34 protein-coding genes are annotated in these 25,124 nt (G+C 57.6%); 12 read left to right on the top strand and 22 right to left on the bottom strand.

Annotated features, from left to right (window positions below; all coding sequences use genetic code 11):
- Positions 1-102 precede the first annotated feature (102 nt).
- From AC2FIB_RS18665 to pip, 4 genes are all read right to left on the bottom strand, one after another.
- Entirely contained in the window at positions 103-273 is a 171-nt protein-coding gene (locus AC2FIB_RS18665) for a hypothetical protein (RefSeq protein ID WP_496736867.1), read from the bottom strand.
- A gap of 9 nt (positions 274-282) precedes the next feature.
- Positions 283-1,200 carry a hypothetical protein gene (locus AC2FIB_RS18660; RefSeq protein WP_496736869.1) on the bottom strand — a complete coding sequence of 306 codons (918 nt, stop codon included), beginning with the start codon at positions 1,198-1,200 and terminating at the stop codon, positions 283-285.
- A 93-nt stretch (positions 1,201-1,293) separates the two neighbouring features.
- Complete coding sequence (locus AC2FIB_RS18655) at positions 1,294-2,115, bottom strand: ABC transporter substrate-binding protein (protein ID WP_496736871.1); 822 nt, start codon at positions 2,113-2,115, stop codon at positions 1,294-1,296.
- Positions 2,112-3,089 (bottom strand): prolyl aminopeptidase, encoded by a 978-nt coding sequence (gene pip, locus AC2FIB_RS18650; protein WP_496736872.1) that lies wholly within the window; start codon positions 3,087-3,089, stop codon positions 2,112-2,114. The genes AC2FIB_RS18655 and pip overlap by 4 nt, the downstream gene beginning before the upstream one ends.
- Before the next feature lie 48 nt (positions 3,090-3,137).
- Between pip and ubiG the strand changes: the two genes are divergently transcribed.
- Positions 3,138-3,884, top strand: a complete 747-nt coding sequence (gene ubiG / locus AC2FIB_RS18645; protein ID WP_496736874.1) for a bifunctional 2-polyprenyl-6-hydroxyphenol methylase/3-demethylubiquinol 3-O-methyltransferase UbiG — start codon at positions 3,138-3,140, stop codon at positions 3,882-3,884.
- A 23-nt stretch (positions 3,885-3,907) separates the two neighbouring features.
- Here ubiG and AC2FIB_RS18640 read toward each other — a convergent pair whose 3' ends face one another.
- The 5 genes from AC2FIB_RS18640 to AC2FIB_RS18620 all read right to left on the bottom strand — a co-directional run bounded on the left by AC2FIB_RS18640 (position 3,908) and on the right by AC2FIB_RS18620 (position 6,971).
- Positions 3,908-4,600, bottom strand: a complete 693-nt coding sequence (locus tag AC2FIB_RS18640) for an imm11 family protein (RefSeq protein ID WP_496736876.1) — start codon at positions 4,598-4,600, stop codon at positions 3,908-3,910.
- A 62-nt stretch (positions 4,601-4,662) separates the two neighbouring features.
- Entirely contained in the window at positions 4,663-5,103 is a 441-nt protein-coding gene (locus AC2FIB_RS18635; protein WP_472722373.1) for a MarR family winged helix-turn-helix transcriptional regulator, read from the bottom strand.
- A 14-nt stretch (positions 5,104-5,117) separates the two neighbouring features.
- Positions 5,118-5,948: a carbon-nitrogen hydrolase family protein gene (locus AC2FIB_RS18630; RefSeq protein WP_496736878.1), complete on the bottom strand. Its 831-nt coding sequence runs from the start codon at positions 5,946-5,948 to the stop codon at positions 5,118-5,120.
- Positions 5,948-6,205, bottom strand: a complete 258-nt coding sequence (grxC, locus tag AC2FIB_RS18625) for a glutaredoxin 3 (RefSeq protein WP_058272991.1) — start codon at positions 6,203-6,205, stop codon at positions 5,948-5,950. Before grxC ends, AC2FIB_RS18630 begins: the two co-directional genes overlap by 1 nt.
- A gap of 37 nt (positions 6,206-6,242) precedes the next feature.
- Complete coding sequence (locus tag AC2FIB_RS18620; RefSeq protein ID WP_496737001.1) at positions 6,243-6,971, bottom strand: ComF family protein; 729 nt, start codon at positions 6,969-6,971, stop codon at positions 6,243-6,245.
- A gap of 16 nt (positions 6,972-6,987) precedes the next feature.
- On the opposite strand from AC2FIB_RS18620, the gene AC2FIB_RS18615 reads away from it, so the two are divergent.
- Entirely contained in the window at positions 6,988-7,818 is an 831-nt protein-coding gene (locus AC2FIB_RS18615) for a methyltransferase domain-containing protein (RefSeq protein ID WP_496736880.1), read from the top strand.
- Positions 7,819-7,875: 57 nt separating this feature from the next.
- Positions 7,876-8,925, top strand: coding sequence for a ferrochelatase (gene hemH / locus AC2FIB_RS18610; RefSeq protein ID WP_496736882.1), 1,050 nt, complete (start codon positions 7,876-7,878; stop codon positions 8,923-8,925).
- 76 nt (positions 8,926-9,001) lie between these two features.
- Here hemH and AC2FIB_RS18605 read toward each other — a convergent pair whose 3' ends face one another.
- Together AC2FIB_RS18605 and AC2FIB_RS18600 are read right to left on the bottom strand one after the other, a co-directional pair.
- Positions 9,002-9,184, bottom strand: coding sequence for a hypothetical protein (locus AC2FIB_RS18605; protein WP_010442520.1), 183 nt, complete (start codon positions 9,182-9,184; stop codon positions 9,002-9,004).
- A 140-nt stretch (positions 9,185-9,324) separates the two neighbouring features.
- Positions 9,325-9,924, bottom strand: a complete 600-nt coding sequence (locus tag AC2FIB_RS18600; protein ID WP_496736884.1) for a L,D-transpeptidase — start codon at positions 9,922-9,924, stop codon at positions 9,325-9,327.
- Between the two features lie 169 nt (positions 9,925-10,093).
- On the opposite strand from AC2FIB_RS18600, the gene dalA reads away from it, so the two are divergent.
- Entirely contained in the window at positions 10,094-10,609 is a 516-nt protein-coding gene (dalA, locus tag AC2FIB_RS18595; RefSeq protein ID WP_058276578.1) for a divisome-associated lipoprotein DalA, read from the top strand.
- Between the two features lie 61 nt (positions 10,610-10,670).
- Here the strand turns inward: dalA and AC2FIB_RS18590 are convergent, their stop codons facing one another.
- The 7 genes from AC2FIB_RS18590 to AC2FIB_RS18560 all read right to left on the bottom strand — a co-directional run bounded on the left by AC2FIB_RS18590 (position 10,671) and on the right by AC2FIB_RS18560 (position 15,454).
- Positions 10,671-11,135, bottom strand: coding sequence for a PTS sugar transporter subunit IIA (locus tag AC2FIB_RS18590; RefSeq protein WP_058273066.1), 465 nt, complete (start codon positions 11,133-11,135; stop codon positions 10,671-10,673).
- Between the two features lie 60 nt (positions 11,136-11,195).
- Positions 11,196-11,759 (bottom strand): ribosome hibernation-promoting factor, HPF/YfiA family, encoded by a 564-nt coding sequence (hpf, locus tag AC2FIB_RS18585; protein ID WP_058273067.1) that lies wholly within the window; start codon positions 11,757-11,759, stop codon positions 11,196-11,198.
- Between the two features lie 253 nt (positions 11,760-12,012).
- On the bottom strand, positions 12,013-12,771 hold the full coding sequence (gene lptB, locus AC2FIB_RS18580) for an LPS export ABC transporter ATP-binding protein (RefSeq protein ID WP_058272996.1): 759 nt from the start codon (positions 12,769-12,771) through the stop codon (positions 12,013-12,015).
- A complete protein-coding gene (locus tag AC2FIB_RS18575; protein WP_058272997.1) occupies positions 12,771-13,262 on the bottom strand; it encodes an LptA/OstA family protein in 492 nt (163 codons plus the stop codon). The genes lptB and AC2FIB_RS18575 overlap by 1 nt, the downstream gene beginning before the upstream one ends.
- 3 nt (positions 13,263-13,265) lie before the next feature.
- Complete coding sequence (gene lptC, locus AC2FIB_RS18570; RefSeq protein ID WP_058272998.1) at positions 13,266-13,865, bottom strand: LPS export ABC transporter periplasmic protein LptC; 600 nt, start codon at positions 13,863-13,865, stop codon at positions 13,266-13,268.
- Between the two features lie 15 nt (positions 13,866-13,880).
- A complete protein-coding gene (locus AC2FIB_RS18565) occupies positions 13,881-14,843 on the bottom strand; it encodes a KpsF/GutQ family sugar-phosphate isomerase (protein WP_496842589.1) in 963 nt (320 codons plus the stop codon).
- Positions 14,840-15,454, bottom strand: a complete 615-nt coding sequence (locus AC2FIB_RS18560; protein ID WP_108861705.1) for a ribonuclease D — start codon at positions 15,452-15,454, stop codon at positions 14,840-14,842. The genes AC2FIB_RS18565 and AC2FIB_RS18560 overlap by 4 nt, the downstream gene beginning before the upstream one ends.
- A gap of 134 nt (positions 15,455-15,588) precedes the next feature.
- On the opposite strand from AC2FIB_RS18560, the gene AC2FIB_RS18555 reads away from it, so the two are divergent.
- From AC2FIB_RS18555 to AC2FIB_RS18520, 8 genes are all read left to right on the top strand, one after another.
- A complete protein-coding gene (locus tag AC2FIB_RS18555) occupies positions 15,589-15,852 on the top strand; it encodes a metal-sensing transcriptional repressor (RefSeq protein WP_496842587.1) in 264 nt (87 codons plus the stop codon).
- Between the two features lie 3 nt (positions 15,853-15,855).
- Entirely contained in the window at positions 15,856-17,088 is a 1,233-nt protein-coding gene (locus AC2FIB_RS18550; protein ID WP_496842586.1) for an MFS transporter, read from the top strand.
- Between the two features lie 34 nt (positions 17,089-17,122).
- On the top strand, positions 17,123-17,551 hold the full coding sequence (locus tag AC2FIB_RS18545; protein WP_109311283.1) for an Lrp/AsnC family transcriptional regulator: 429 nt from the start codon (positions 17,123-17,125) through the stop codon (positions 17,549-17,551).
- A gap of 73 nt (positions 17,552-17,624) precedes the next feature.
- On the top strand, positions 17,625-18,314 hold the full coding sequence (locus tag AC2FIB_RS18540; protein ID WP_496842585.1) for a lytic transglycosylase domain-containing protein: 690 nt from the start codon (positions 17,625-17,627) through the stop codon (positions 18,312-18,314).
- A 9-nt stretch (positions 18,315-18,323) separates the two neighbouring features.
- The gene (flhA, locus tag AC2FIB_RS18535; RefSeq protein ID WP_496842584.1) at positions 18,324-20,411 is read left to right on the top strand and encodes a flagellar biosynthesis protein FlhA; all 2,088 of its coding nucleotides are present in this window, start codon (positions 18,324-18,326) and stop codon (positions 20,409-20,411) included.
- On the top strand, positions 20,408-21,181 hold the full coding sequence (locus AC2FIB_RS18530; RefSeq protein ID WP_496842582.1) for a flagellar biosynthetic protein FliR: 774 nt from the start codon (positions 20,408-20,410) through the stop codon (positions 21,179-21,181). Before flhA ends, AC2FIB_RS18530 begins: the two co-directional genes overlap by 4 nt.
- Entirely contained in the window at positions 21,178-22,263 is a 1,086-nt protein-coding gene (gene flhB / locus AC2FIB_RS18525; RefSeq protein WP_496736895.1) for a flagellar type III secretion system protein FlhB, read from the top strand. The genes AC2FIB_RS18530 and flhB overlap by 4 nt, the downstream gene beginning before the upstream one ends.
- On the top strand, positions 22,263-22,607 hold the full coding sequence (locus tag AC2FIB_RS18520) for a hypothetical protein (RefSeq protein WP_496736896.1): 345 nt from the start codon (positions 22,263-22,265) through the stop codon (positions 22,605-22,607). Before flhB ends, AC2FIB_RS18520 begins: the two co-directional genes overlap by 1 nt.
- 37 nt (positions 22,608-22,644) lie before the next feature.
- On the opposite strand, the gene AC2FIB_RS18515 is transcribed toward AC2FIB_RS18520, so the two are convergent.
- The 4 genes from AC2FIB_RS18515 to flgG are packed head-to-tail and all read right to left on the bottom strand — an operon-like array spanning position 22,645 to position 25,115.
- Entirely contained in the window at positions 22,645-23,172 is a 528-nt protein-coding gene (locus AC2FIB_RS18515) for a flagellar basal body-associated protein FliL (RefSeq protein WP_496736897.1), read from the bottom strand.
- 10 nt (positions 23,173-23,182) lie between these two features.
- Positions 23,183-23,914, bottom strand: a complete 732-nt coding sequence (flgH, locus tag AC2FIB_RS18510) for a flagellar basal body L-ring protein FlgH (RefSeq protein ID WP_496736898.1) — start codon at positions 23,912-23,914, stop codon at positions 23,183-23,185.
- On the bottom strand, positions 23,914-24,330 hold the full coding sequence (gene flgA, locus AC2FIB_RS18505) for a flagellar basal body P-ring formation chaperone FlgA (RefSeq protein ID WP_496736900.1): 417 nt from the start codon (positions 24,328-24,330) through the stop codon (positions 23,914-23,916). The genes flgH and flgA overlap by 1 nt, the downstream gene beginning before the upstream one ends.
- Positions 24,330-25,115 carry a flagellar basal-body rod protein FlgG gene (gene flgG, locus AC2FIB_RS18500; RefSeq protein WP_496736901.1) on the bottom strand — a complete coding sequence of 262 codons (786 nt, stop codon included), beginning with the start codon at positions 25,113-25,115 and terminating at the stop codon, positions 24,330-24,332. The genes flgA and flgG overlap by 1 nt, the downstream gene beginning before the upstream one ends.
- Positions 25,116-25,124 lie beyond the last annotated feature (9 nt).

Here is a 25,124-nt window from a genome sequence, read left to right as displayed (position 1 = left end):
GGTGGAGCCCCGGACCGAAGCCCGACACGCCGCTGTTAACGGCCATATAGCCAAGCGACTGCAAGATTGCAAGCCCAAGCGCCAGGATGGGCAATCACAATATCAGTCTGACAAAATCCACTCGCCATTTTCACATAGGTAAGGACCAACGCGGTCCCCGTCTTCGTAGACCTCGCCGTCAAACAGGCATTGACGTCCCTGGGCATGTAATACGCCTGACAGAGTGACGGTCACAAGTGCAATAATGGCAGCGAGAACAGCAAGTTTATTCATGGAATGCTCCTATTCCGCCGAAGATGCAAAAAGCGCAGGCTGCGTGTTGCGCGGGTAAATAATAACCGAAAGAGTGCCCCTGCCCTGAAACTGCTCGGCATTCGCCGTCCGCGGTGGGAAGAGTTGATCAAAGGCCACCCGGTTCAGCCCCAGCTTCATTTCCGAACCCGACAAAAACTCGAACGGTGTCCTCGCGGCGCAGGCATGAAAAACAGGATCTTGCCGAACCGTGAACTGACGCATGATATTGGATGACCCGCCGGTCGGCTTGATCAAGACGGTGATCCCCGGTTTCAAAAAACTGTCGGGGCAGGTGTACACCATCGGTTTTTCGTTCCCATTTGCGTCATGCAACAACACGCCCTCGGCCGTTACCTCGTGCTTGAAGGGGCTGAACACGGTCTCTTGCTGAATGAAGTTCGTGTAAAGCGTCGCAAATAGCTGGCTGTCACCACGCGGTTCGGACTTTATACCCTCGTACAGATCAGCGATCGCCTGCCACATCCGTGAATCCGCCCCACGCAATGTTCCGGGCAGCGAAAACGGACCTTCCAGATCATACAGAACGTCGCGCAGCCCGGCCGACAGGGGATCCTCCTTTTTCAGCCCTCTAATCTCATGAACCAGATCCGAATCGTTCAACGCATAGTAACCATGCGACTTCAGCGTGCGGGTCAGAGCCCGCATATCGGACAGTTTCCGCGCTGTCGTCTCTGCACTATCTTCGGGGTTCGCCTCTACGGCCTCAAAACCCTTGTCCAGCAACTGGGTCAGCGACTGCCCTTCGCGGGCATCCAGCTCTATCGTCCCGTTTTTGCTGACTTTTACGGTAACGTCTTTACCTGATTTCAGGGCAAACACCGCAACAACCGCCAATGCTACGGACAAAATGGATATTGATATATTCTTTAAACTTTCAACCCTCATGGGAATTCTCCCATTTTCGAAACAATTAAGCTAATACAGCGCTTACAATAGCAAAATTTTGCACAAAGTTGAAGTCAGGCGAATTTTCGGCGTTTAAATCAACCACCAACGCTCGGCAACGCGGCCATCATCCAGGGGGCGATCCGTTCCGATCTGACGGGGCATGCCGACATGCCCTGCTACAGCCAGCGCCATATCGGATTCGCTTGGAAAAAAGCGCAATCCGCGGTGCGGGCTGAACCCTTCGCCCTGCGGCAGTGCCGCGATATCCACAAAGCCGTCTCGCAGTGCCTCGGTACGCACGCGAGCGTCGGGAATCACGATAACTTCCAGGGTTTCGGCCCAGCCAGCAAATCCATCCTTGTAGTGGCCCGCCACACGGCGCCCAAGGAAATGACGATCATCCTCCGCCCGTTCAACTCGGTAGCATCCGGTGCCGTTCGCCGCCTGCAAGGGCGTGACACCTTGCCCGTTGCGCGTAATAACGAACCTGCTGTCGGCCAAAAGGAAGGGTAGACCCGGGTTGGCCTGAGCCAACTCCAGACGCACGCGATTGTCTGACAAGGCGTCGACCTGCCCGACATCGCCCAGAACAGCCATCACATCCCCTACATCAAGGACTGCGCCATCGTGAAAACGAGCGTTCTCGCGCAGATCAAAGCTCCAGATGCGGGCTTGGGAATCAGTTTGCCAACCGGTCGCAAGCTCTCCGCGCAGGGTGCCGTCGGATGCAATCTCGGTCAGGGTGTCGAACACGGCCCCGCGGGCAACCTGCTCCAAACTGTCATCGCGCGGCACAGCCAAGCGCAGCGTACCACCCACTTTGGGCGTATCGGCTAAAGACGCACCGGTCGCCGCAAGCAGAGCGGCAGCAGCACCGGAAGCAAACAAAGCACGACGGTCGATGCGGGTCATAGCGCGCCCTCCGCCACGCGGTCCATGATGCGAACCAATTCCGCGCTAATTCCGGGTTCGGACAGCGCATGCCCTGCCTGACGCACCATCTTCAGCTCGGCATTGGGCCACAGCTGGGCAAGGTTCCACGCGGCCTGAGGCGGACAGATCATGTCATACCGGCCCTGCACGATATGGCCGGGAATATGTGCGATTCTGTCCATCTGGTCCAGAATCTGCCCGTCCTGTTCAAGGAACGCGCGGTTGATGAAATAGTGATTCTCAAGCCGCGCAAAGGCGCGCGCGTATTCACCGGGGCTTTCCCCGGTTGCGCCATGCGAATGGATCGAAGCCAGCGCGTTTTCCCAACTAGACCAAGCGCGCGCATACAGGATCTCGGTTGCGCGATCACCCGAAAACAGGCGTTTGTTATATGCGCCGATCGTGTCGCTTAGTTCACTTTCCGACAGCAGAGCAGTGAACTTCGCCCATTGCTCGGGCCAAAATTTGCCCGCGCCACCACCATAAAACCAGTCCAGCTCGGCCTGCGTCGCTAGGAACACACCGCGCAGCACCAGGCGATTAACCCGATCCGGGTGGGACTGCGCATAGACCAGCGCAAGCGTTGCCCCCCAGCTGCCGCCAAAGACAATCCAGTCGTCGATATCCAGCAGGGTTCTCAGACGTTCGATATCGTCCACCAGATGCCAAGTGGTGTTGTCCGTGACCGAGGCATGCGGGCGTGACCGTCCGCATCCACGCTGATCAATCAGAATCACCCGGTAAACGTCCGGATCAAAATAGCGCCGCATCGCGGGGCTGCAGCCACCGCCCGGGCCTCCGTGCAGAATCACCACCGGAATGCCGTTGGGATTGCCGCATTGTTCCATATAGATACGGTGTCCGTCGCCCACATCGACCATACGCTGATCGAAAGGATCGATCGGCGGGTACAGATATTGAACTGCGCGCTTTTGGTCCGGGTACTTGTCCATTATGGCCCTATATAGTCCTTAAGCGTAAAAGAGCATACGGAGACAGGAATGCAAGCGCATCCGAACACGGTTGACCCTTCTGAGATCGCAAAATTCGAAGCGATGGCCGCAGAATGGTGGGATCCGCATGGAAAATTCAAACCACTGCACATGCTCAACCCCTGTCGGCTGGATTATATCACACAGCAGATCGCGGGCGAATTCGATCGCGATTTAAAGTCGCCAAAGCCGTTCGAGGGCTTGCGTTTGCTGGATATCGGCTGTGGCGGCGGGCTGCTAAGCGAACCGATGGCCCGCCTTGGGGCCGAAGTGGTCGGAGCGGATGCCGCCGAAGGAAACCTGCCCGTCGCGCGCATCCATGCGGAACAATCCGGGCTGGAGATCGACTACCGCCACACCACTGCCGAGGACATGGCCGCCGTGGGTGAGCAATTCGATGTGGTGCTGAACATGGAGGTGGTCGAACATGTGGCCGACCCGTTGGGTTTTCTGACGGCCTCGCAGCAATTGCTGAGGCCGGGCGGCTTGCTGATCTGTTCGACCATCAACCGCAACCCGAAATCCTATGCGATGGCCATTTTCGGGGCCGAGGTCGTCATGCGTTGGCTGCCACGCGGCACCCATGAGTGGAACAAGTTCATCACCCCCGATGAGCTGTTCGACCTGCTGCGCCAAGCCGGGCTGGACCCGGTGGACCGCAAGGGTTTCGTGTTCAATCCAATCCTGTGGAGTTGGTCGATCTCGGACCGCGATCTGAGCGTGAATTATGTGACGGCGAGTGTGAAGCCGGGGTAGGATGGGTGTTCATACCCATCCTACTAGACCTCAGACCAACCTGAATTAGGCAAAATGCCTGTCATCTTATTGTCCAACATCGCTTGCAAAAGCGCATCTGAAACGAAAATGCCCGCAAAAGGCTGAAACCGAAAGTCAATCCAGGCGTTCAGGTTCCCAACCACAGACTTTCGCAACCTGAGGCGTTCCGGGCTCCTTAAACCGCTATAAGTCCAACCATGTTTACCATCTATCGGCCCTGAGACCGATTTTACACCATCAGCATTCCCATCAATTCCATCGACTACTTTATGTACCCACCAGACATAGTAGGTGTCGTAGATCGTCTCATCCTGATTCAAAATTTCAACGGGAAAGAACTGCCATCCATCATCTGGGGCTTGAAAGCCTTCGATTAGTTTCTTCAAACGCGGACTGACCAAGTAGGCTTTAGCATACTGATTGTTACTACCGGGAAATGATGTCACCAAATCAGGCAAAGCAGTTCCCTTCGTAATTTTTAGCTTTTCTGGCAAAAATTCTGCTCGCCAAGGTCTGTCAGAGCTTCGGAATTCCATAAGGTGCCCATCGCGGGTCTTCTCGAGCGCCGCCAATTCTTCCGCATCCAGCCAGTCTTTACCGGCCTGAAGGCGCACATCGTCATTCGGATCAAAGGTTTCGAGATAGAACTTCGTCCACAGACTTACATCGGTTGCGTCGTTGAGTCTTACAGCCATGTCTATTTCTTCCCGCCGGGGTTGATACCCAGCCCGATCAATTCAATCAAATGGAAGAAACTCTACTCCCCCTCCAACTGCAACCGCAAATCCCGCAACACGGGCAGCGTGCTGCGGACGCGCTCCAGCCCCAACTCTCCGACCACGCGGTTGATCAGCGGGGCAATCGACGCAATCGCCTGATCGCGCGCGCGGCGACCGGCGGGGCTGATGGCGACCATCTTGCGGCGGGCGTCGTCCCAGTCGGGGCGGATGTGGATGTATCCGGCCCATTCCAGCTTGGCCAAAGTGTTGGTCATCGCCCCTCGGGTGACGTGGAATGTATCCGCCAATTGGGCCGGGCTGCGCTCGTTCCCGACAAAAACCAGGTGATTGAGCACCGAGAAATGCGAAATCTCCATACCCTTGGGCAGCACCCGGCTAAGCCGATTACGCAACAGCTGGTCGGCGGTCAGGATTTCGCTGAACAGCGTGACCGCAAGGGCATTGTGTTCGTCAGTCATGGTCCGGTTCTGGATCAGGGTCCGTCAAAGCGACGGACGTGAGTCAACGAGGGCACCCGACGGCGCGCCTCAGACACAGAACTATCATGCATATCGAAAATGTGAATGCCCGGATCGGTCCCTGCGTCGATGACGACCTCGCCCCAGGGGGCGACAACCATGCTGTGGCCATAGGTATAGCGCGTCTTGCCGCGGGTTTTAGGGTGATCGCCAGTTTGTGCGGGGGCCAGAACCCAACAGCCAGTCTCAATCGCCCGGGCGCGTAGCAACGATTCCCAATGGGCCGCACCCGTGACCGGCGAAAACGCGGCCGGAACCGTCAGGATTCGCGCCCCTGCGTGCGCCAACGCCGCATAGAGCGCCGGAAACCGGACGTCATAGCAGACACTCATGCCAAGCTGGCCAAAATCGGTGTCGGCAATCACCGCCTTGTCGCCGGGGCGGTAATTTTTGGATTCGCGGAAGGTCTCGGTTTCGGTGACCTGCACGTCGAACATGTGTATCTTGTCGTACCGCGCCACGATCTGCCCCTGCGGGTCGATCATGAAGGACCGGTTGGCAAACCGACCGTCTGCATCATGGGTTTTGATCGCCAAAGACCCGATCAGCAGCCAGACACCCAGCGCAGCGGCCTTATCCCGCAGGCCAGCCAGCGATTGGTCATCTTCTTCGTGCTGCAAGACTTCGCGCTGCCGCGTGGTGCTGGTGGACACACAATTCGTCACCTCGGGCGTCAGGATGAACCGCGCGCCTTGTTCAGCAGCCTCGGCCATCATGGCGCGCACCCTGTCCAGATTTTCGGCCGGATCATCCGACGAGGTGATTTGCAGCAGCGCGGTCTTCATCAAGCTGCGAGCAGGCGATCCAGCTTGCCCTGACGCTCCAGCTCATACAGTTCGTCACAGCCGCCCACGTGCTGCGCACCGATAAATATCTGTGGCACGGTCCGTTTGCCACCCGCGCGCTTGATCATCTCAGGCTTGCGCTTGGGATGCATCAGCACGTCGACTTCCTTGAACTCGACGCCTTTCTGTTTCAGCAGGCGTTTGGCCGCGTGACAAAAACCGCACAGCGGCGAGGTGTAGATTTCTACCGGTTTCATATTCCGTACCTTCGCGTTTCGCATAATCTTGGGCGAATTAGGCATCCTTGGCAACGCGCGCTAGGGTCAACACGGAAATATGATTTGCTCCGGATGCAAGGCAGACACGCGCGCAAGCCGCCAGTGTTGCGCCGGACGTCATCACATCGTCCACTAGCAGGATATCGCGGCCCCGCAAGCGGTCTTGCCGCTTTGGATGGGCGATGATCGCGCTTTTAAGGACTTCAGCCCGCTCTGCCGCTGTTTTGCCATCCAGAACAGGCGTCTTTCGGCGGCGAAGTAAAAGGTCCGGGCACACCTCAAGCCCTGCCTCTTTCCCAAGGTGCTGCGCCAGTAGGGCGGACTGGTTGTACCGGCGTTTCAACAACCGGGACCAGTGTAAAGGAACCGGCGCAAGCAGCATCCCCTCGCGGAACATCTCTTGCCCGGCCCGCGCCAGCCAGCGTGCGGCGGGGCGCGCCAGTTCGGGCCTGTCACCATGTTTCAAGGCCAGCACCAGCGACCGCGCTTTGCCATCGTACAAAAGGGCCGAACGCCCATCTTGCCAGGGGCGCGGCGCAGCCAAGCAATCGTCGCACTCAATCCGGTGACCGTCTGAAACCCCCGGTAACGGCACCCCGCAGCTTTCGCAAACAACTCCACCGATAAAGAGCGTCTCGCGCCAGCAGGGCCCACACAGCCCGAAATCCGATTCGGTCAGTTCCCCGCATCCCAGACAGCGCGGCGGATAGATCAGCGCGACAGCGGTTTGAATCCGGTGCCACATGCGATAATTGCGCCCTATGAAACTGCCTGAGTCCAATACACCCTCTTTGTTTGATCGCCAGGTCCTTACCCGGCACCGCGCCCGCGCGAAGGATGAGGCCCTGTTCCTGCATCGTGCCGCTGTGGACGAAGTGCAGGATCGGCTCTCCATGGTTAACAAAACCTTTACTGCCCCGGCGATCGTGACGCCATTTGCGCATATCTGGCAGGACGTGCTGCCCGGGACGCGGATCATTGCGGATGATGAGTATCTGGCCCTGAAGCCCGGCGCGCATGATTTGGTCATCCACGCCATGGCGCTGCATTGGGCCAATGATCCTGTTGGGCAACTGATCCAATGTCGCCGTGCTCTGCGCCCCGACGGGTTGCTGTTGGTCGTGTGTCTGGGCGGAGAAACCCTGCACGAATTGCGCGCCGCATTGGGACAGGCCGAAATCGAAGTGACCGGAGGCCTCAGCCCCCGTATCGTCCCGATGGCCGAGCTGCGCGATCTTGGCGGGTTGCTGCAACGGGCGGGGTTTGCGCTGCCGGTCGCCGACACCGCGCGCCTGACGGCGGAATACCGCGACATGCAGCACCTGATGCATGACCTGCGCGCCATGGGTGAGACCAACAGCCTGTCCGGGCGCATGAAACAACCCACCAAGCGACAGGTTTTTACGCGCGCGCAGCAGGTCTATGCCGACAACTTCTCAACGCCCGGGGGACGGTTGGCCGCCACCTATGAATTGAACTGCCTGACCGGCTGGTCTCCCGATGACAGCCAGCAGAAACCATTGCGCCCCGGATCAGCCAAAGCCCGGCTTGCGGATGCGCTGGGCACAAAAGAAGGTAAACTGTCCAATTGACGACCGGGCTTTTCCGGTTATCTCAGGCCAGTACAGAGAAATCTCAGGAAGCATCAGATGTTTGACGCCACTCGCCCCGATCATGCCGCCGCAGACCATCCAAAGGTCAAAATGGGCCGCGTCGGCATTCTGCTGGCCAATCTCGGTACGCCGGATGACTACAGCTATTGGCCGATGCGCCGGTATCTGAATGAGTTTTTGTCGGACCAGCGCGTAATCGACTATCCCAAGTGGAAGTGGCAGCCGATTCTGCAAGGCATCATCCTGTCCAAGCGCCCGTTCAGCTCGGGTGAGGCCTACAAGTCGATCTGGAACCATGACAAGGGCGAAAGCCCGCTGATGACGATCACCAAGGACCAAACGGCCAAGTTGCGAGACGCAATGCAGGAACGTTATGGCGATCAGGTGATGGTCGATTTCTGCATGCGCTACGGCAATCCCTCAACCAAATCCAAAGTACGTGAAATGGTGGCCGCGGGCTGTGAACGCATCCTGTTCTTCCCGCTTTACCCGCAATATGCTGGCGCGACGACTGCAACAGCCAATGATCAGTTCTTCCGCGCGCTGATGGACGAAGCCTGGCAACCTGCGTCTCGCACCGTTCCAGCCTATTTCGACGAGTCTGCTTATATCGACGCTTTGGCCGGGTCAGTGGAAAAAGCCTATGCGGCGCTGGAGACCAAACCGGATGTGCTGGTCTGTTCCTATCACGGCATGCCAGAGCGCTATTTGCAGCAGGGCGACCCCTATCATTGCCAATGCGCGAAAACGAGCCGATTGCTGAAGGAACGGCTGGGCTGGTCGGACGATCAGTTGGTCTCAACCTTCCAATCGCGATTCGGTCCCGAGGAATGGCTGAAACCCTATACCGTGGATCACGTGGCTGATCTGGCGCGACAGGGAAAGAAGAACATCGCGGTAATCGCACCGGCGTTTTCCGCCGATTGCATCGAGACGCTGGAAGAGATCAACGAAGAGATCAAGGAAAGCTTTGAAGAGGCCGGCGGTCAGACCTTTACCTATATCCCCTGCCTCAATGACGATGATTCGCACATTGGCGCGCTGGGCAAGGTAATCGAAGACAATCTGAAGGGCTGGCTCGACTGACCGTTTCCCATCATCAAGAAATGAAAAAAGGCGGTGGATCACTCCACCGCCTTTTCTCTATATTTAGCTCGTCAAGTTAGCTTGCTGCAACAGCTGCGGCAACTACGACCAGCAGGATCAGCGGCAGGATGATACCCTGCGACGAACCCTGAGTTTCCTCTACAACAACCGGTGCTTCAACAACCGGCTCTTCCAGGTTACCGGCATAAGCGGTCGAAGCAGCAGCAGTCAATGCAGCGGCGAGAACGAGTTTTTTCATATTAACCTCCAGAGTTTGCACGGCTCCATCAATCGGATCCGCACACCTAAGACTTACCTCGTGGTTTTTTTCTAATCAGCTATATGACTGGAATGCAATTGCAACTTGAGCCACAAGCGGGTTCGTGCGCGAAAATGTCGTCATATTAGCAACACTTGCGTGCCGACCTTCGCCATCGAGAACAGTTCAGCGATATCTTCGTTGAACAGGCCGATGCATCCGTTCGACGACCGGCGACCGATTTTGCGCGTGTCATGCGTTCCGTGAATCCGGTAGTATTTCCAACTCAGGTATAAAGCATGTGTTCCCAATGGGTTATCAGGGCCCGGTGGAATATGGTCCGGCCATTCGGGATTTCGTTTCTTCATAGAAGGTGTCGGCGACCAACTGGGACCCTCAACTTTGCGGATGACGCTGGTGCGGCCCCGGCGGGTCAATTCTTCGGTCAGCGGAACGGATGAGGGGTAGAGTTTGTATACAGATTGATCATCTGACCAATAATGCAGCGCTCGGGACACCGTATCGACCAGAATGGCCCCATTTCTCGTATTCGAGAAATAAGGCTGCCAATCCAGGGCGCGGAACCCCGAGACATTGCGACGCACGTCTGGCTCGGCCTCGGGGGCTGGGCGCAGTGGGTCACCAGGAACGTACTGGGCAATCGCCGGCGATGCCAACAAGGCCGAAGCACCGGCCAGAAATGCTCGGCGGCTAGATGAATGAATGGGTTTCTTGACCATAGTGACCGGTCCTTTGCGAAAGTTGTCCTGAAATTTTCACGTATTTTATTGCCAGAATGCGTCAATCGCAAATCAAACCGGCAGAAACATGCAAGAATCAGCCATTGCAGGTTTGCCGAAGGCTGCATGGCGCGCTATGCCGTATATCGACACAATAATCAGGTCGATCATGACGCGTATTATCACATTACTGTTTCTTTGCTTTGTTGCGCTGGCTGCATGTACCCCAAGCAGCACCCCAACTTACGGATCGGATGGCCGTCCACTGCCGTCGGTCTACAAAATCCGCGGCAACCCCGAAAAGCTCCAGTTCCGTATGCTGGATTCGGTAAATGCCTTGCGCCAGGCTCAGGGTTTACAGGCGGTGCAGCTGAACTCGCAGCTGAATGCCGCGGCCGCGACCCACTCTAAGGACATGGCGCGCCAGAACCGCCCATGGCACTTCGGTTCGGACGGATCGTCGCCCATAGATCGCGCGCAACGCGTTGGTTATTACGGAACTTTCCTGGGTGAGGCGATTTCGGAAACCTATGAGACCGAAACCGAAACCTTGGCCGCCTGGATGCAGGAACCTGGCCCCCGAGCCGTGATCATGGACCCGAAAGCCTCACAAATGGGCTTTTCCTGGCATCAGGAAAGTGGCGGGAAAATCTGGTGGACGCTGGAAATGGGAGCAGGCGGGTAACCAAAAGCCGCCTCGAAGAAAAAAGCCCCCAGTTTTCGGGGGCTTTTTTATTTCAGCAAGGTCAGGCAGCCTGCATGGACTGCGCTTCGGTCAGAATCGCGTAAAGCTTGACCGGATCAGGGTTGGCCCGCAGTTTTGTGCAAACAGACGTATCACGCAGTGTACGGGACACCAGCGCAAGCGCCTTAAGGTGATCGACACCCGCCTCTTCCGGCGCAAACAGTGCAAAAGCGATGTCCACCGGCTGCCGGTCGACCGATCCAAAATCAATCGGTTTTTCGAGCATTACAAACACACCCGAGACAGAGTCCAGATCTGTCAGCCGAGCGTGAGGCAAGGCGACACCGTGTCCAACCCCGGTCGGTCCAAGGCTTTCGCGCTCCAGCAAGCAATCGACGACAGTCTGCGCATCCAGGTGCAAAGTCCCGGCAGCAACATCGCCAATCTCCTGAAACAACCGCTTCTTACTAGAAGCGGCGGACAACACACGTACTGCTTCGGGCTTTAATATGCTCGAAAGCTCCATCATCACGCTCCATGGCGGGGCCCCTGCAATTGCAGGGGCGTGCCTTGCTAGTCTTGCCTGTTACGGATCAATCCAGCCGATATTACCATCTTCGCGACGGTACACGACATTCAATCCGTCCTTGTTTTCGTTCCGGAACACCAACACCGGCGCACCGGCAAGTTCCATCTGCATGACCGCCTCTCCAACACTCAGCGATGGGATCTTGGTTTCCATCTCAGCCACGATCATGGGCTGCAGAGTATCGGGCTCGTCAGCCGTCTCCGATTCGTCAGAGGCGAGGATATAAGACGACGCTCCGAAGAGTTCAACAGGCTCGGACCGATCCTTGTGGTGGTCTTTCAGTCGGCGCTTATAACGGCGCAGTTGCGTTTCCATCTTGTCGCAGCATCCCTCAAACGCCGCGTAAATCTCGGTTGCGTGTGCCTTGGCCTGAGCGGTCAGACCAGTGGAAAGATGCACTGTGGTTTCGCATACATATTCATGCGCTGAACGGGAAAAGACGACGTTGGCATCTGTCGGACGTTGGGCATATTTGCCCACGACCTCGCCCAGTTCGGTCTGCACATGAGTCTGCAGGGCCGCACCGATGTCGATCTGTTTTCCGCTGATTTGGTAACGCATGTGATCTCCTTCACAATTCACACCCATTTCTGACGTCACGTAATGCGACGCGCTTGTTTTTATCGGGTGGGGGACATCGGCAAATCCTGCGGTAACCGCACCGGCCCCCCTTCCAGGAAGGGACGTCGTGATCCAGTCGGGAACCGAAGAAATGCCATAGTCCAATTGAGGCAAGAGACGGCGGGAGAGTCAATCAAAACAGGCGTGTATATACGTGATTTCCGCCATGCGCCTGGCGAAAATCTGCGCAAGCTTATGAAATACGGAAGTTTTCGCCCAGGTAGACCCGGCGCACGTTTTCGTTTTCCACCACTTCGTCGGGTGTGCCGGACATCAGGACCTGACCGTCATGCAGGATGTAGGCACGATCCACGATCTCTAGTGTTTCGCGCACGTTGTGATCGGTGATCAACACGCCGATTCCACGCTTTTTCAGGTCCGCAACCAGATGGCGAATATCCCCGACGCTGATCGGGTCGACACCTGCAAAGGGTTCATCCAACAACAGATATTTCGGGTCTGCTGCCAAACAGCGCGCGATCTCGACCCTGCGGCGTTCACCGCCCGACAAGGCCAGCGCGGGTGCGCGGCGCAGGTGTTCGATCGAGAAATCGGACAACAGTTCTTCCAGCCGCTCCTTTCGGCGGTGAGCATGGTTGACGGTAATATCCAGAACGGCGGCGATATTGTCCTCGACACTCATGCCACGGAAAATCGACATCTCTTGCGGCAGATATCCGATCCCAAGTCGCGCACGGCGATACATAGGCAGCGTTGTGACAACCTGACCGTCAATCGTAACAGTGCCGGCCTCAGGAAACACAAGTCCCGCGACCGAGTAGAATGTGGTGGTCTTGCCTGACCCGTTCGGACCCAACAGCGCCACCACCTCGGATCGACCCAAGGTCATGGAAACGTCGCGTATCACCGTCTTTTTTCGGTACGACTTGCGAAGTTTTTCGATTTTCAGGCCAGACGCGCCTTCGGCTACCGTCAGGTTTGGCTGAGCCATCAGTTGGCCCCCTGCTGCAGGATGGTCTTCACGTTGCCGGTCATCGTCGCTTTGCCGGTGGTCAGGTTGGCGTTCATCTGGTCGCCGCTGATCGTGCTTGGACCCTGCAACAGTAGAACGTTGCCCTTCATGACGATCTCACCTGAATCGATGGTGTATTCCGCCCAGTCGCCTTCGGCCGCATCCGGAGGGCTGACCAGAATCACATCTTCGGTCGCTTCCATCCGTTCGATGCCTGAACGGTCTTCGTTATAAATGACTAGCACGCGTTCCGCCGTCAGGCGCATTTCGCCCTGAATGACGATCACGTTCCCCAGAAACTCGGCCGAGCCGTCTTCCTGATTTACGTTCAGCTTTTCCGAGGTCACCTCGACTGGCAGGCTTGGGTCGGCATTAGCCGAACCGAAAGCAACCTGAGTTTCCTGCGCTGTCGCAGAGATCGCACCAGTTACCAGAGCAGCGCTTACAAGGGCTAATCGAAAATAGAACACAGGTTATCTTTCTGCTTTTTGAGGCTCATACACCAACTTCACGCCATCTGTAAAAATAATATGGACCGGTCCATCTTTTTTTTCAGTCCCAAATGTCATTCTGCCCGCAGTAAAATCACCAATAATACCGGTTCCGTCGACCTGACCGGGCGTGTCACCCTGAATTTCGTCCAGCGCGGTGTTCAACAGATCCGTTGTGACGACGATGCCGTCCGTTGTTGTTATAACCACATCCCCGACAAAGGTAGCCGTATTCTTGTCCGGACGGATCATGCCAGAGTTGGAATCCAAAGTGATTACGCCGCCATTCAGCAGGCCAAAGCGGCCCCGAAATTCGGCCGCTGTTGGCGCTTCGCCCTCAGTACCCTGCGTTGCCCGGCTTGCCTCGATCTGAACGTCTTCGCCTTTGCGGGTCGTTCCTTGGTAGTTGGGCTGCGTCACCACCTGATCCGCCAAACGTTCATCGATATCCTGCTGGTTGAAGGGCACGGACACATTGGTTTCGATGCTGCGCGACAGCAGGAACACAGTCGACAGCATAGCGATAGCCACCAACGGCAGCACCACCTTGAAGAACTGTACCCTGCGTGAGTGTCCGTCCACCGCACTACCCTCCGCTTAGCCCAATCCGACGCGCAGGCAGTCGTGGATATGCAACAGCCCCTCGGCTGGGCCTTGTGTCTCGGGGTCGACCACGAACAGCGAAGTGATCTTGCGGTCGTTCATGATCGCCACCGCCTCTTCCGCCATTGCGTTCGGGGAAATGGTCAGCGGATTGGTGGTCATGACCTCTTTGGTGGTCTTGTCCAGAAGGCCGTCCATGTTTCGGCGCAAGTCGCCGTCAGTCACGATGCCAATCAGGCGGCCCGTCTCATCCGTCACGCCGACAACGCCAAAGCTTTTCTGGCTCATGACCAGAAGCGCCTCGCTCATGGGGGTGCCCTCAGACACAACTGGCAGATCAGCGTGCATCAAATCCCGCACTGTGGAAAGCTGCGCCCCCAGCTTGCCGCCAGGGTGGAAGGCGCGGAAGTCCTCGGGCTTGAAATCACGGTATTTCATCAACGCAATGGCCAGGGCGTCGCCCATCGCCAACGTCAACGTGGTTGAAATCGAGGGCACCATGCCAAAACCGCAAGCTTCGCCCAGCGACGGGATCAGCAAATGCACATCCGCCTGCTTCATCAGCGTACTTTCCGGCTTGCTGGACAATCCGATCAAGGGAATGCCAAAGCGGCGGGTAAAGGCCAGTAGATTGACCAGTTCCGGCGCTTCGCCCGAGTTTGAGATGGCCAGAACCACATCGCCTTTCGACACCATGCCCAGATCGCCATGGCTGGCCTCGGCCGGGTGCACGAAATAGGCCGGCGTGCCGGTGCTGGCCAGCGTGGCGGCAATCTTGTGGCCGATGTGACCAGATTTGCCGATACCGCTGATGATGATGCGGCCCGGAGCCTGCAGGATCATCTGCACGGCTTCGGCAAAATCTTCATTCAGGCTTTCGGCAAGCACGTCCAGCGCGCGGGCCTCGTCGGTGATGACCTGACGTGCGGTTCTCAGGAATGCTTCGATATCGGTCATGAGTGCGCAAAAATATCCGTTTCGGGCCAACCGGCGAGGTCCAGTTTCGCACGCATCGGCAGGAAGTCAAAACAGGCCTGCGCCATTTCGGTGCGGCCTTCGCGGGCCAGGCGTCCGTCCAACGCCTCGCGCAGCTGATGCAGGTACAGAACATCAGAAGCCGCATAATCCAGCTGCGCGTTGGTCAGGGTCTCAGCCCCCCAATCGCTCATCTGCTGCTGTTTTGAGATATCTACGCCGATCAGCTCCTGACACAGGTTCTTCAGCCCGTGTCGATCCGTATAGGTGCGCACCAGCCGGCTGGCGATCTTGGTGCAATAAACCGGAGCGGCCAGCGCGCCAAACGCATGGTACATCGCGGCGATATCAAAGCGCCCAAAGTGGAACAGCTTCAGCACGTCAGGGTTTTCCAGCATCGCACACAGGTTCGGGGCCTCGGTCTGTCCCTTCTCCACCTGAACGATGTGGCTGTTTCCGTCGCCGCCTGACATCTGGATCACGCACAGCCGGTCCCGATGCGGGTTTAGCCCCATAGTCTCGCAGTCAATGGCCACAACAGGGCCCATATCCAACCCGTCCGGCAGGTCGTTTTTGTAAAGATGGTTTGCCACGGGGCTTGTCCTTTGTCCGGTATCGTCCCCGAGATAGGAGGTTTGGTCCCTAAACTCAACGCTATCCATGACAGTGCGGCAGGGACCCGCAGGTTACGTTGACCATATCCCTATGGGGAGGATAGGGTTATTGCATGACACAGCACAAACACGAGTCGCACCCGCAGATCCACGCGCGTCTGAAACGCGCACACGGGCATCTGGCCCGGGTAATATCCATGCTTGAAGATCAAGAGCCCTGCACCGACATCGCACAGCAAATTTTTGCGGTTGAAAAGGCGATTACCAACGCCAAACGGGCCTTGATCCACGATCATATTGATCACTGCCTGTCACCAACGACCGCAACCAAAAACCCGGACGTGGAAGATTTCAAAACCATCACAAAGTACCTCTGACCGATGCTGAGCGTCCTGAAGAACCGCGTCTATCGGCATTTACTGGCGGCTCAGGTGGTTGCGTTGATGGGAACCGGGCTGGCGACGGTTGCCTTGGGGTTGCTCGCCTTTGATCTGGCCGGTGACGCGGCGGGTATGGTTCTGGGAACCGCCCTGACCATCAAGATGGTGGCCTACGTGGTTGTCGCCCCGCTTGCCGCTGCGTATGCAGAACGGCTGGACCGACGCAAAATGTTGGTGGCGCTAGATCTTGCGCGTGCCGCCGTCGCGCTTTGCCTGCCGTTCGTAACCGAGATATGGCAGATCTATGTGTTGATCTTCCTGCTGCAATCGGCATCTGCCGGTTTCACTCCTGCCTTTCAGGCAACGATCCCGGATGTTCTGACAGATGAGCAGGACTATACCAAAGCTCTGTCGCTGTCCCGGCTGGCCTATGACCTCGAAAGTCTGCTCAGTCCCGCTCTGGCTGCAGCGCTGTTGTTGATCATTAGCTTTGACAGCCTGTTCTGGGGCACAAGCTTTGGGTTCGTTGCCTCGGCAATACTTGTCGTGTCGGTCGCCCTGCCTTCGCCCAAACCGACGAAACGCAGGGGGGGTTACGACCGGACAACCCGGGGCATTCGCCTATACCTTGGTACGACACGATTGCGCGGTTTGCTGGCGCTGACGTGGACGGCCGCGTCACTCAGCGCGATGGTCATCGTCAACACTGTCGTCATCGTGCGCGCCGATCTTGGACTGTCGGAAAGTGCTGTGGCCGTTGCATTGGCCGGGTATGGCGGCGGCTCGATGGTGGCGGCCTTCATCCTGCCGTCTCTTCTGAACAACTACGAGGATCGCAGCGTTATGCTGGCTGGTGCAGCATTCGGGACACTTACGATGGCCGTTGCAGCGGGGTTGTTCGCCTCGACCCAGATGACTTTGTGGGGGCTCGCGGTGTTATGGGCGGGTGCTGGCTTTGGCTATTCAGCCACTTTGACACCGTCCGGCCGCCTGCTGACACGCACGGCCTGCCCGGAAGACCGACCAGCAGTTTTCGCCGCGCAGTTCACCCTGTCCCATGCCTGCTGGCTGGTGCTGTACCCGTTGGCCGGGTGGCTGATGACCACCAAAGGGACCGAACAGACATTGATCTGGATGACTATTGCAGCCCTTGCGGGGCTTGGTATTGCCCTTCTGATCTGGCCGCGCTCCAAGCAGAAGATCACGTCGGGCGAACACGCTGACAAACCTTGAGCATCCCAAGGTATTTGCACTACACCTTGGCCCTATGGATCAGCTTGACCGCCGCATCATAACAGCCCTGCAGCACAACGCCCGCGAATCTACGACTAAGATCGCGGCGAAACTGGGTGTGGCCCGGACCACCGTGCACGAACGCATCCAACGGATGGAAGAACGCGGCGTGATTGCCGGGTATTCGGTGGTTCTGAGCGAGCCCGAAGACGCCCCGCGCGTTCAGGTCGTTGTCTTGCTTGAGGTTCAGCAAAAAGAGACCAAACGTATTATCAAGCGGCTGGAAACTTATCCCGAGGTCAAACTTTGCCTGTCGATCAATGGGGAATTCGACCTGCTGCTGTCCGCCGAAGCCCCCAGGATCGAGGATCTGGACATACTGGTCGACGAATTGGCAAAGATCCCCGGGGTTTTGCGAACCAACACCAGTGTCGTGTTCGGCCGCCGGATCGACCGAAACTGAGTAGTCGATAACCCTCTGTAAACCCTGACACAGCTAGCTTGGCCCGGACTGATCAGAATCCCGGACCGGCAGAATGCCATATCGAACGATCTTAGGACTGACCTTGGTGACGCTGTTGGCTGCGCCGCAGGGTTTTGCCATGCCCAACACCCAAACGGCCCGCACCTGCGACCACGCCGCCCAGCGCGCCGCCCGGTCCGAAGGTGTGCCACTGGATGTCATGCGTGCAATCGCCCGGGTTGAAACAGGCCGCACGGTTGACGGGGCACTGCAACCATGGCCCTGGACAATCAATGTTGAAGGAAAGGGCATTTGGTTCACCTCAGAGTTCGAGGCAAAGTCATATGTGTTCGACATCTTCAAAGCAGGCAAACGCAGCTTTGATATCGGGTGTTACCAGATCAACTACCGATGGCACGGCAAGGCGTTCCGCTCGATCGACGCCATGTTCGACCCAGATGAAAACGCCACATATGCCGCGCGGTTTCTGAAAGAACTGTATGCCGAGCTGGGCTCGTGGAACGCCGCCGCCGGGGCTTATCACTCGCGCACGCCTGCTTTGGCAAACGCCTACGTGACACGTTTTCAAACCGTTCTGGCTCAGTTGGGTCAGCAAACTCCAAACGCATTTGCGACGCGCGATCCGTTTACCGGGGCTGCCGATCCATTGGTTCCCCTTCGAGCAGAGCCTGCCAACACTGGCGCGATGGGATCTCTGGTGCCGGTGGCCGGCGCAGCGACTGCCTTTATCCAGTTCAACTAGGAGCTCTGTGTGCCCAAGATCGACGCCCGTTCGCTTTTCTCTCCGACCGTGCTGCTGGCGCTGGCGTTGATGACGGTCATCGTGATGATGATCCTGCCGATGCCCGCATGGGTACTGGACGTCGGCCTGTCCGCCTCATTTGCACTGGCGATCCTGATCTTTACCCTGACGCTGTTCATAGAACGCCCGCTGGATTTTTCGTCCTTCCCAACCATCCTGCTCGCCTCGCTGATGCTGCGGCTGTCGCTGAACGTGTCCTCGACCAAGCTGATCATCGGTCAGGGCCATACCGGCCCCAGTGCTGCCGGAGACGTGATTGAAGGGTTTGCGAATTTTGTTATGGGCGGCAGCATCTTTCTGGGCCTCGTCGTCTTTGGTGTACTGCTAATCGTGAACTTTATGGTCATCACCAAGGGTGCGGCCCGCATGGCCGAAGTTGGCGCGCGATTTGCTCTCGACGGAATGCCCGGCAAACAACTGGCCATCGACAGCGATATGTCCGCCGGCGCCATTGATCATCAGCAAGCGAAAGAGCGCCGCGAACGTGAACAACAGGAAACCACGTTCTTCGGCTCGCTCGACGGGGCCTCGAAATTCGTCAAGGGGGATGCGGTTGCGGGGCTGTTGATCACGCTTCTGAACCTTGTGATGGGCCTGATTATGGGCGTGATTGTGCAGGGAATGCCCATCTCTGCCGCGTTTGAGACCTATGCCATTCTGACTGTCGGCGACGGGCTGGTTTCGCAAATTCCCGCTGTGATCATCTCGATCGCCTCGGCGCTATTGCTGGCGCGGGGTGGTACTCAGGGTGCAACCGACAGCGCGATTTTTTCGCAATTGGGTCGGCATCCGGCCGCTTTGGGCACAGTGGCCATGCTGATGGTCTTGTTTGCGCTGGTGCCCGGCCTGCCTTTTCTGCCCTTCATCCTCGGCGCGGGCGTTCTGGGGTATGCGGCATACTCGGTTCACCGCAAACAAAAGGCCGAAACAGACGCGGAACAGGCACCTTCATCCGAGGATGAAACCCCGGTTTCCCAAGCCATCGGGGACATTCTGGATCTGGATGATGTTCATCTGGAATTCGCCCCTGATCTTGTCAGCATGGTTCTCAACCCCGGCACCGGGTTGGACGCACGAATTGCCAATATGCGCACATATGTCGCCTCGGGCTTTGGACTGATCCTGCCTGACATCCGCCTGACCGACCGGGCAGAACTTCCACTGGGAACCTATGTGATCAAGGTACAGGGGGTCGAGCAGGCGCGCGGTGTTCTCAACCCAGATCTGGTATTGGCGCTGGTGCAGGACGGCCATGACATGCTGCCCGAAGGCAATGATGTGACCGAACCTGTTTATGGCGCCCCGGCGCGCTGGATTATACCAAAGGATCAGGAAGCCGCGGCGCTGAGCGGCGCGACCATCGTTTCTCCCCCCGAGATTTTGGCGACCCATCTGCTTGAGATCATCAAACAGAACTTCGCGCGGCTGCTGACTTTGAAATCCCTGCGCCGCCTGCTGTCCGAGATGACACGGCTTAGCGATCCGGTTCGGGCTGAAGCGAACCGCAAGCTGCTGGACGAGCTGATCCCGGACAAGGTGCCGATCGACACGTTACATTCTGTATTGCGACTGCTGCTGGAGGAAAAAGTCTCGATCCGTAACATGGCCCTGATCCTTGAAACTGTGGCTGAGGCGCGCCTGACGACGACCCAACCCGAAGGGATTTGCGAACTGGTCCGGCAGAGATTGGGTTTCCAGTTGGTTGCCGACATGAAGCGGGGAGACGGTTCCATTCCGCTGATCCAGCTTGCGCCTGAATGGGAAGACACGTTTGCCTCGTACCAGATCGACGCGCCCAACGCCGGATTGGATGTCGCCCTGCCGCCGAACCTGTTCAACAAACTGGCAGATGGTGTCGTCGAAACCGTCTCGCAATCCGCTGATCACGGGGTGTTCCCGGCCGTCGTGACCTCGACCCGCCGGCGTCGACTGCTGCGCACGATCATGCAGGCGCGGGGGGTGTCGAATCCGGTCCTGTCCTTTGAGGAAATCGGGCTCGAGGCCAGACCCGCTTTGGTCGGAACCATACCCGCATGATCGCCGTGCCGCTCGCATTGCTACCGGAACTGGCAGATGGCCTGTGGCACCTCTTTGCTGTCTTCCTGCGCGTGTCGGCGCTGGTATCGCTATTACCCGCCTTCGGGGAACGCAGCATTCCAACCCGCGTCAAGCTGGGGATCGCCGCGGCATTTACACTGATCGTTACGCCCGCTGTTCCTGCGCCCGACCACGGGCAAGGTGTGTTGCCTTTGGTGCGGATGATTGGCACCGAAACACTTGTCGGATTGGCAATGGGCATTGGTTTGCGTTTGTTCGTGCTGGCCTTGCAAACTGCGGGGTCCATCGCGGCGCAATCGACATCGCTGTCACAGATTCTGGGCGGGGCCGCTGTCGATCCTGTTCCTGCAATGGGATATCTGTTGGCACTCGCAGGTCTGACATTGGCGGTTCTGCTGGGCTTGCACATCCGCGTTGCGCAGTTCTTGATCCACAGTTACACGCTGTTTCCAATGGGCGTTGTTCCACTGGCACCGGACCTGTCGCAGTGGGGCGTGCAACAAATCGCGCGCAGTTTTGGTCTGGCGTTCAGCCTGGCCATGCCCTTTGTCATCGCGTCGCTGATCTATAACCTTGCGCTTGGGGTCATAAACCGGGCGATGCCGCAGTTGATGGTGGCCTTTGTCGGCGCCCCCGCGATCACCTTCGCGGGTTTGTTTCTGCTGTTTGCGGGCACCCCTTTGATCTTGTCGGTGTGGTCCGATGCCCTGTTCGCCTTCATTGTGAACCCGATTGAGGTTGCAAGATGAGCGGTCAGGACGACGACAGTGACAAGTCCTTTGAGGCGACACCGCAAAAGCTGCAGAAGGCGCGCGAAAAAGGGGAAATCGCCAAGTCCAACGATCTGAACGTCGCGGCGGCCTATGTCGGTTTGCTGATTGCCATGCTTGCTGCGGGGCAATTCGCTGTGGACCGTATGGGCACATCGTTCATCGTATTGATTGATCAGGCAGATGATTTTGGCCAACTGCTGACAACAGGTTCGGCTTCCAGCCCCGTGGGGGGGATGCTGCAGACGGCTGCTTGGTCTATTTCGATCCTGTTTGGCCTACCTGCTGCCGCCGTCCTGCTCAGCCTGATTTCGCAACGTGCGCTTGTTTTTGCGCCCACCAAACTGAAACCCAAGCTGTCGCGCATTTCGATACCGTCCAATGCGAAGAACAAATTTGGACGCAGCGGCTTGTTCGAATTTGCCAAGAGCTTTGCAAAACTGGTGATCTATTGCACATGCCTGGCGCTTTTCCTGCGGGCCAACCTCAGCGAGATTCTGTCCGCAAGCGCGACCCAAGCCCAGTCTTCAGTGATGTTTATGATGAATCTGCTATTTCGGTTCATGTTCATCGTCATTGCGGTGGCTCTGGCCATCGGGGTGATCGATTTTATCTGGCAATACGCCGAACATATGCGCAAGAACCGAATGTCGCGCAAGGAAATGCAGGATGAGACCAAAGATGCCGAAGGCGACCCGCATGTAAAACAACAGCGCCGCCAGCGCGCCCAGGACATCGCAACCAATCAGATGATGGCCGAAGTGCCAAAAGCCGATGTTGTAATCGTCAACCCAACCCATTTTGCCGTCGCGCTGAAATGGTCCCGGACCGCCGGATCGGCACCGGTCTGCGTGGCAAAGGGCGTGGATTCCGTCGCAGCCGCCATTCGCGAGGCCGCCGGGCATGCCGGCGTCCCAATCCACCCGGATCCGCCAACGGCACGTGCATTGCATGCCACGGTCGAGATCGGGCAGCAGATCTCGGAAGAACATTACCGCCCCGTCGCCGCTGCGATCCGGTTTGCCGAGGCGATGCGCAAACGGGTGAAGGGGCAAATCTGATGCAACGCACACAGCTGCAGGATCTGGCCAAAGTGACCGAAGCCTCGTTTCAGCAAGAATACCAATCCCTGCACCCGCTGCTGGAGGCCGAGGCACGGGTACAACAGCAATTGGCCCGACTTGACGCCCAAGTCCAACAAACCCGGCAAGAGACAGCGTCTGCAGAAGGCTACCGTGTTACCGGAACGGATGTTCTCTGGAACGGGTGGGAATCGGCGACACGCAGGCAGCTCAACATGCAACTTGCGCGGTTACGAGCACAAAAGCTGACAGCCCTTGCGAATCTGCGCGTCGCATTCGGGCGCAAGCAGGCGGTTTCAAATTTATGCAAAAAACCCCAGTAAGGACCTGCCCGTGATCCAACCAAGGGCCGCCGACCCGTCACGTATCCTGACGGTTCACACTCATGATCAGAACCTTTGAAACATCGTCCCCCAAATCCTTGCGCGCCTCATCCAGCAGCGCCTCGCGTAAGACCCCCAGGTTATCCGAGCGGGTGAAGTTCCCGTCAAAACCACCGGTATTGGCGTGGTCGAACAGCACCTGTAAAAAGCGGTCACGCAGCTTGGGTTCCGAGGCATAGAAAGGCTCGGCCATTCCAGGTGTGACCTCAAGGCTTAGCGACATGGTGACAAGTGCTGCAATCCGATCAGATTCCACGATCGGAACCACGAATTGCTTGGTCAGCTTCAGATACTCATAAGAACCCGAACCTTCCTTTTTGTCCGCTTTTCCAGACCTTTTTGCCGTGGCTTTCGGGTCTATCTTCTTAGTCTTGTCTTGTCTTGACTCGACGTTCATATCTTTGGCAACTTCTGCCTTTTTGTCCGAAGGGGCCAGAAACACGCCTGCCGCGATGCCGCCACCCAAGCCCGCGAAAAGAAGGACGACCGAGATCAGTTTTTTCATCACTCTCTCCTCAGAATGGCAAAATTGAATCCAGGATTTGCTGCCCGTAACGGGGCTGCTGAACGTCAGTGATCTGACCGCGACCACCGTAGGACACGCGCGCCGACGCGATCTTGTCATAGGTAATCTCATTCTGGCGCGAGATATCCTGAGGGCGCACATAGCCCGCGACCAAAAGCTCACGCAGTTCAAAGTTGACGCGCAATTCCTGCGAGCCCGAGATCGAAAGCACCCCGTTTGGCAAAACATCAATCACGGTCGCGGCCACCCGCAATGTCAGCTTTTCTTTTCGCTTCACTGATCCCTTGCCTTTGCTGGTCGACGAGGAATCGATCGACACGGCTTCGTCCAGGGATGCGCCATTTGGCAGGTGCTCGGCCGCGCGTTGCGGCAAGCCAAACAGCCCCGGCACCTCAAGACTTTCCGAGCCGCTACGGGATCGGTTGGTGTCATTCGATATCTCGGCCTTTTCGTCCAGCTCGATCACGACCGTCATGATGTCCCCTTTCTTGATCGCGCGCTGATCTCCCAGCAGGGACTGCTGGCCACCGCTCCAAAGCGAGGACTTGTCAACGTTACGCGCCGGCTGCGTATGCAAGGGCAAGCCGGGCCAAAGCATCGCCACATGTTCCGGCGATTCATCATTGGGCGTAAAGCTTGGCGGTTTGCCAAGGTGATCCACGCGGCCACAGGCCGACACGATGAGAACGGCAACCAACAGAGTTTTTGAAAGTGCAGACATCATTTTACCTCAATCTGGCCGTTCGGCCGGATACTTCCGGTGACGGTTGTGCGTGACGACAGGTTCATGACCCGGATACGATCCCCGACCGCGCCGCGGCCCAATGCGCGACCTTCGGCGGTGATGGACAGGGGGCGGCGGTCAAAAACAAGAACGACAAGATCGTTTCGATCCACAATTGCCGGAGGACCGAAATCGCCCTCACGAATAGGACGCCCGGGGTAGAGGGCGACGCGCGCCTCTTGTCCGATCAGAAAGTCCGCATCGCTCACCGCGCTTGGAACAATCTGATCCTTGGTTTCCAGGTCAGTGGCTGAAATGATTTCCTTGGCCCGGATGGTGCGTTTCGACACCACAATTTCAGCCATTGCCGGGATCGGAGCCGTCAAGGCCAGAACAAAGCTCAAAACCCGCATCACCGCACCTGCGTCGTTGCGCCCATCATCTGATCGACGGCGGAAATGACCTTGGCATTCATTTCATATCCTCTTTGTGCCTCGATCAGTTCGGTGACCTCGCGCACCGCATCAACCGAGCTGTCTTCGAGATAGCCTTGCCGCAGCGTGCCCATCCCATCCTCTCCGGGTGCGCCAACCACGGGCGCGCCCGAAGCTTCGGTTTCCTTGAACAGGTTGCTGCCAATCGCCTCGAGCCCCTTGGCGTTGGAAAAACTGGCCAGGGTGAACTCTCCCAGCAGTTGCCCCTCTGGCGCGTCGTCGAAATAGGCATAAACCTCGCCCGCTGGGTTAATCGAGATCGATAGCGCATCGTCAGGAATGGTAATTTCGGGTGCGACAGCAAACCCGTCCGAGGTTACGATCAACCCCTCAGCGGATCGATTCAGGCTGCCATCGCGGGTATAGCCGGACTGTCCGTTGGGCAGCGTCACCTCCAGATAACCGCGCCCTTCGATTGCAACATCCAGATCGCTTCCGGTGGCTGACAGGGCGCCCTGCGACAGCTGCGCGGTCACGGCAGCCGGGCGGACCCCAAGGCCCAATTGGATACCCGTTGGTAGAACCGTGCCGTCAATGGCATTGACCGCACCCGCCCGTGCCATCTGCTGATAGTGCAGATCGGCGAACTCGGCCCGCCGCGCGTTGTAGCCCGTGGTGTTCATATTCGCGAGGTTGTTCGAGATCGTCTCGACCCGCATTTGCTGCGCCGTCATTCCTGTTGCCGCAATTTTCAATGCCCGCATGTCAAATTC

Source organism: Ruegeria sp. YTSA072 (assembly GCF_059610285.1).
Note: the sequence above shows the minus strand (reverse complement) of the source record. Positions and strands in the feature narration are given on the sequence as shown.

Bases quoted from the DNA above. Each gene is read 5' to 3' on its own strand.
- lptB (WP_058272996.1), bottom strand. From the start codon at position 12,771: ATGGCTCAGCCAAACCTGACGGTAGCCGAAGGCGCGTCTGGCCTGAAA.
- AC2FIB_RS18660 (WP_496736869.1), bottom strand. From the start codon at position 1,200: ATGAGGGTTGAAAGTTTAAAGAATATATCAATATCCATTTTGTCCGTA.
- flgA (WP_496736900.1), bottom strand. From the start codon at position 24,330: ATGCGGGTTTTGAGCTTTGTTCTGGCCTTGACGGCTCCGATCCCGGCA.
- AC2FIB_RS18600 (WP_496736884.1), bottom strand. From the start codon at position 9,924: ATGGTCAAGAAACCCATTCATTCATCTAGCCGCCGAGCATTTCTGGCC.
- AC2FIB_RS18590 (WP_058273066.1), bottom strand. From the start codon at position 11,135: ATGGAGCTTTCGAGCATATTAAAGCCCGAAGCAGTACGTGTGTTGTCC.
- AC2FIB_RS18520 (WP_496736896.1), top strand. From the start codon at position 22,263: ATGCAACGCACACAGCTGCAGGATCTGGCCAAAGTGACCGAAGCCTCG.
- AC2FIB_RS18565 (WP_496842589.1), bottom strand. From the start codon at position 14,843: ATGACCGATATCGAAGCATTCCTGAGAACCGCACGTCAGGTCATCACC.
- pip (WP_496736872.1), bottom strand. From the start codon at position 3,089: ATGGACAAGTACCCGGACCAAAAGCGCGCAGTTCAATATCTGTACCCG.
- flgH (WP_496736898.1), bottom strand. From the start codon at position 23,914: ATGTCTGCACTTTCAAAAACTCTGTTGGTTGCCGTTCTCATCGTGTCG.
- AC2FIB_RS18665 (WP_496736867.1), bottom strand. From the start codon at position 273: ATGAATAAACTTGCTGTTCTCGCTGCCATTATTGCACTTGTGACCGTC.
- AC2FIB_RS18555 (WP_496842587.1), top strand. From the start codon at position 15,589: ATGACACAGCACAAACACGAGTCGCACCCGCAGATCCACGCGCGTCTG.
- AC2FIB_RS18605 (WP_010442520.1), bottom strand. From the start codon at position 9,184: ATGAAAAAACTCGTTCTCGCCGCTGCATTGACTGCTGCTGCTTCGACC.
- AC2FIB_RS18515 (WP_496736897.1), bottom strand. From the start codon at position 23,172: ATGAAAAAACTGATCTCGGTCGTCCTTCTTTTCGCGGGCTTGGGTGGC.
- dalA (WP_058276578.1), top strand. From the start codon at position 10,094: ATGACGCGTATTATCACATTACTGTTTCTTTGCTTTGTTGCGCTGGCT.
- hpf (WP_058273067.1), bottom strand. From the start codon at position 11,759: ATGCGTTACCAAATCAGCGGAAAACAGATCGACATCGGTGCGGCCCTG.
- hemH (WP_496736882.1), top strand. From the start codon at position 7,876: ATGTTTGACGCCACTCGCCCCGATCATGCCGCCGCAGACCATCCAAAG.
- AC2FIB_RS18545 (WP_109311283.1), top strand. From the start codon at position 17,123: ATGGATCAGCTTGACCGCCGCATCATAACAGCCCTGCAGCACAACGCC.
- ubiG (WP_496736874.1), top strand. From the start codon at position 3,138: ATGCAAGCGCATCCGAACACGGTTGACCCTTCTGAGATCGCAAAATTC.
- AC2FIB_RS18655 (WP_496736871.1), bottom strand. From the start codon at position 2,115: ATGACCCGCATCGACCGTCGTGCTTTGTTTGCTTCCGGTGCTGCTGCC.
- AC2FIB_RS18640 (WP_496736876.1), bottom strand. From the start codon at position 4,600: ATGGCTGTAAGACTCAACGACGCAACCGATGTAAGTCTGTGGACGAAG.
- grxC (WP_058272991.1), bottom strand. From the start codon at position 6,205: ATGAAACCGGTAGAAATCTACACCTCGCCGCTGTGCGGTTTTTGTCAC.
- flhB (WP_496736895.1), top strand. From the start codon at position 21,178: ATGAGCGGTCAGGACGACGACAGTGACAAGTCCTTTGAGGCGACACCG.
- AC2FIB_RS18615 (WP_496736880.1), top strand. From the start codon at position 6,988: ATGAAACTGCCTGAGTCCAATACACCCTCTTTGTTTGATCGCCAGGTC.
- AC2FIB_RS18630 (WP_496736878.1), bottom strand. From the start codon at position 5,948: ATGAAGACCGCGCTGCTGCAAATCACCTCGTCGGATGATCCGGCCGAA.
- flgG (WP_496736901.1), bottom strand. From the start codon at position 25,115: ATGCGGGCATTGAAAATTGCGGCAACAGGAATGACGGCGCAGCAAATG.
- AC2FIB_RS18635 (WP_472722373.1), bottom strand. From the start codon at position 5,103: ATGACTGACGAACACAATGCCCTTGCGGTCACGCTGTTCAGCGAAATC.
- AC2FIB_RS18530 (WP_496842582.1), top strand. From the start codon at position 20,408: ATGATCGCCGTGCCGCTCGCATTGCTACCGGAACTGGCAGATGGCCTG.
- AC2FIB_RS18550 (WP_496842586.1), top strand. From the start codon at position 15,856: ATGCTGAGCGTCCTGAAGAACCGCGTCTATCGGCATTTACTGGCGGCT.
- AC2FIB_RS18620 (WP_496737001.1), bottom strand. From the start codon at position 6,971: ATGTGGCACCGGATTCAAACCGCTGTCGCGCTGATCTATCCGCCGCGC.
- AC2FIB_RS18540 (WP_496842585.1), top strand. From the start codon at position 17,625: ATGCCATATCGAACGATCTTAGGACTGACCTTGGTGACGCTGTTGGCT.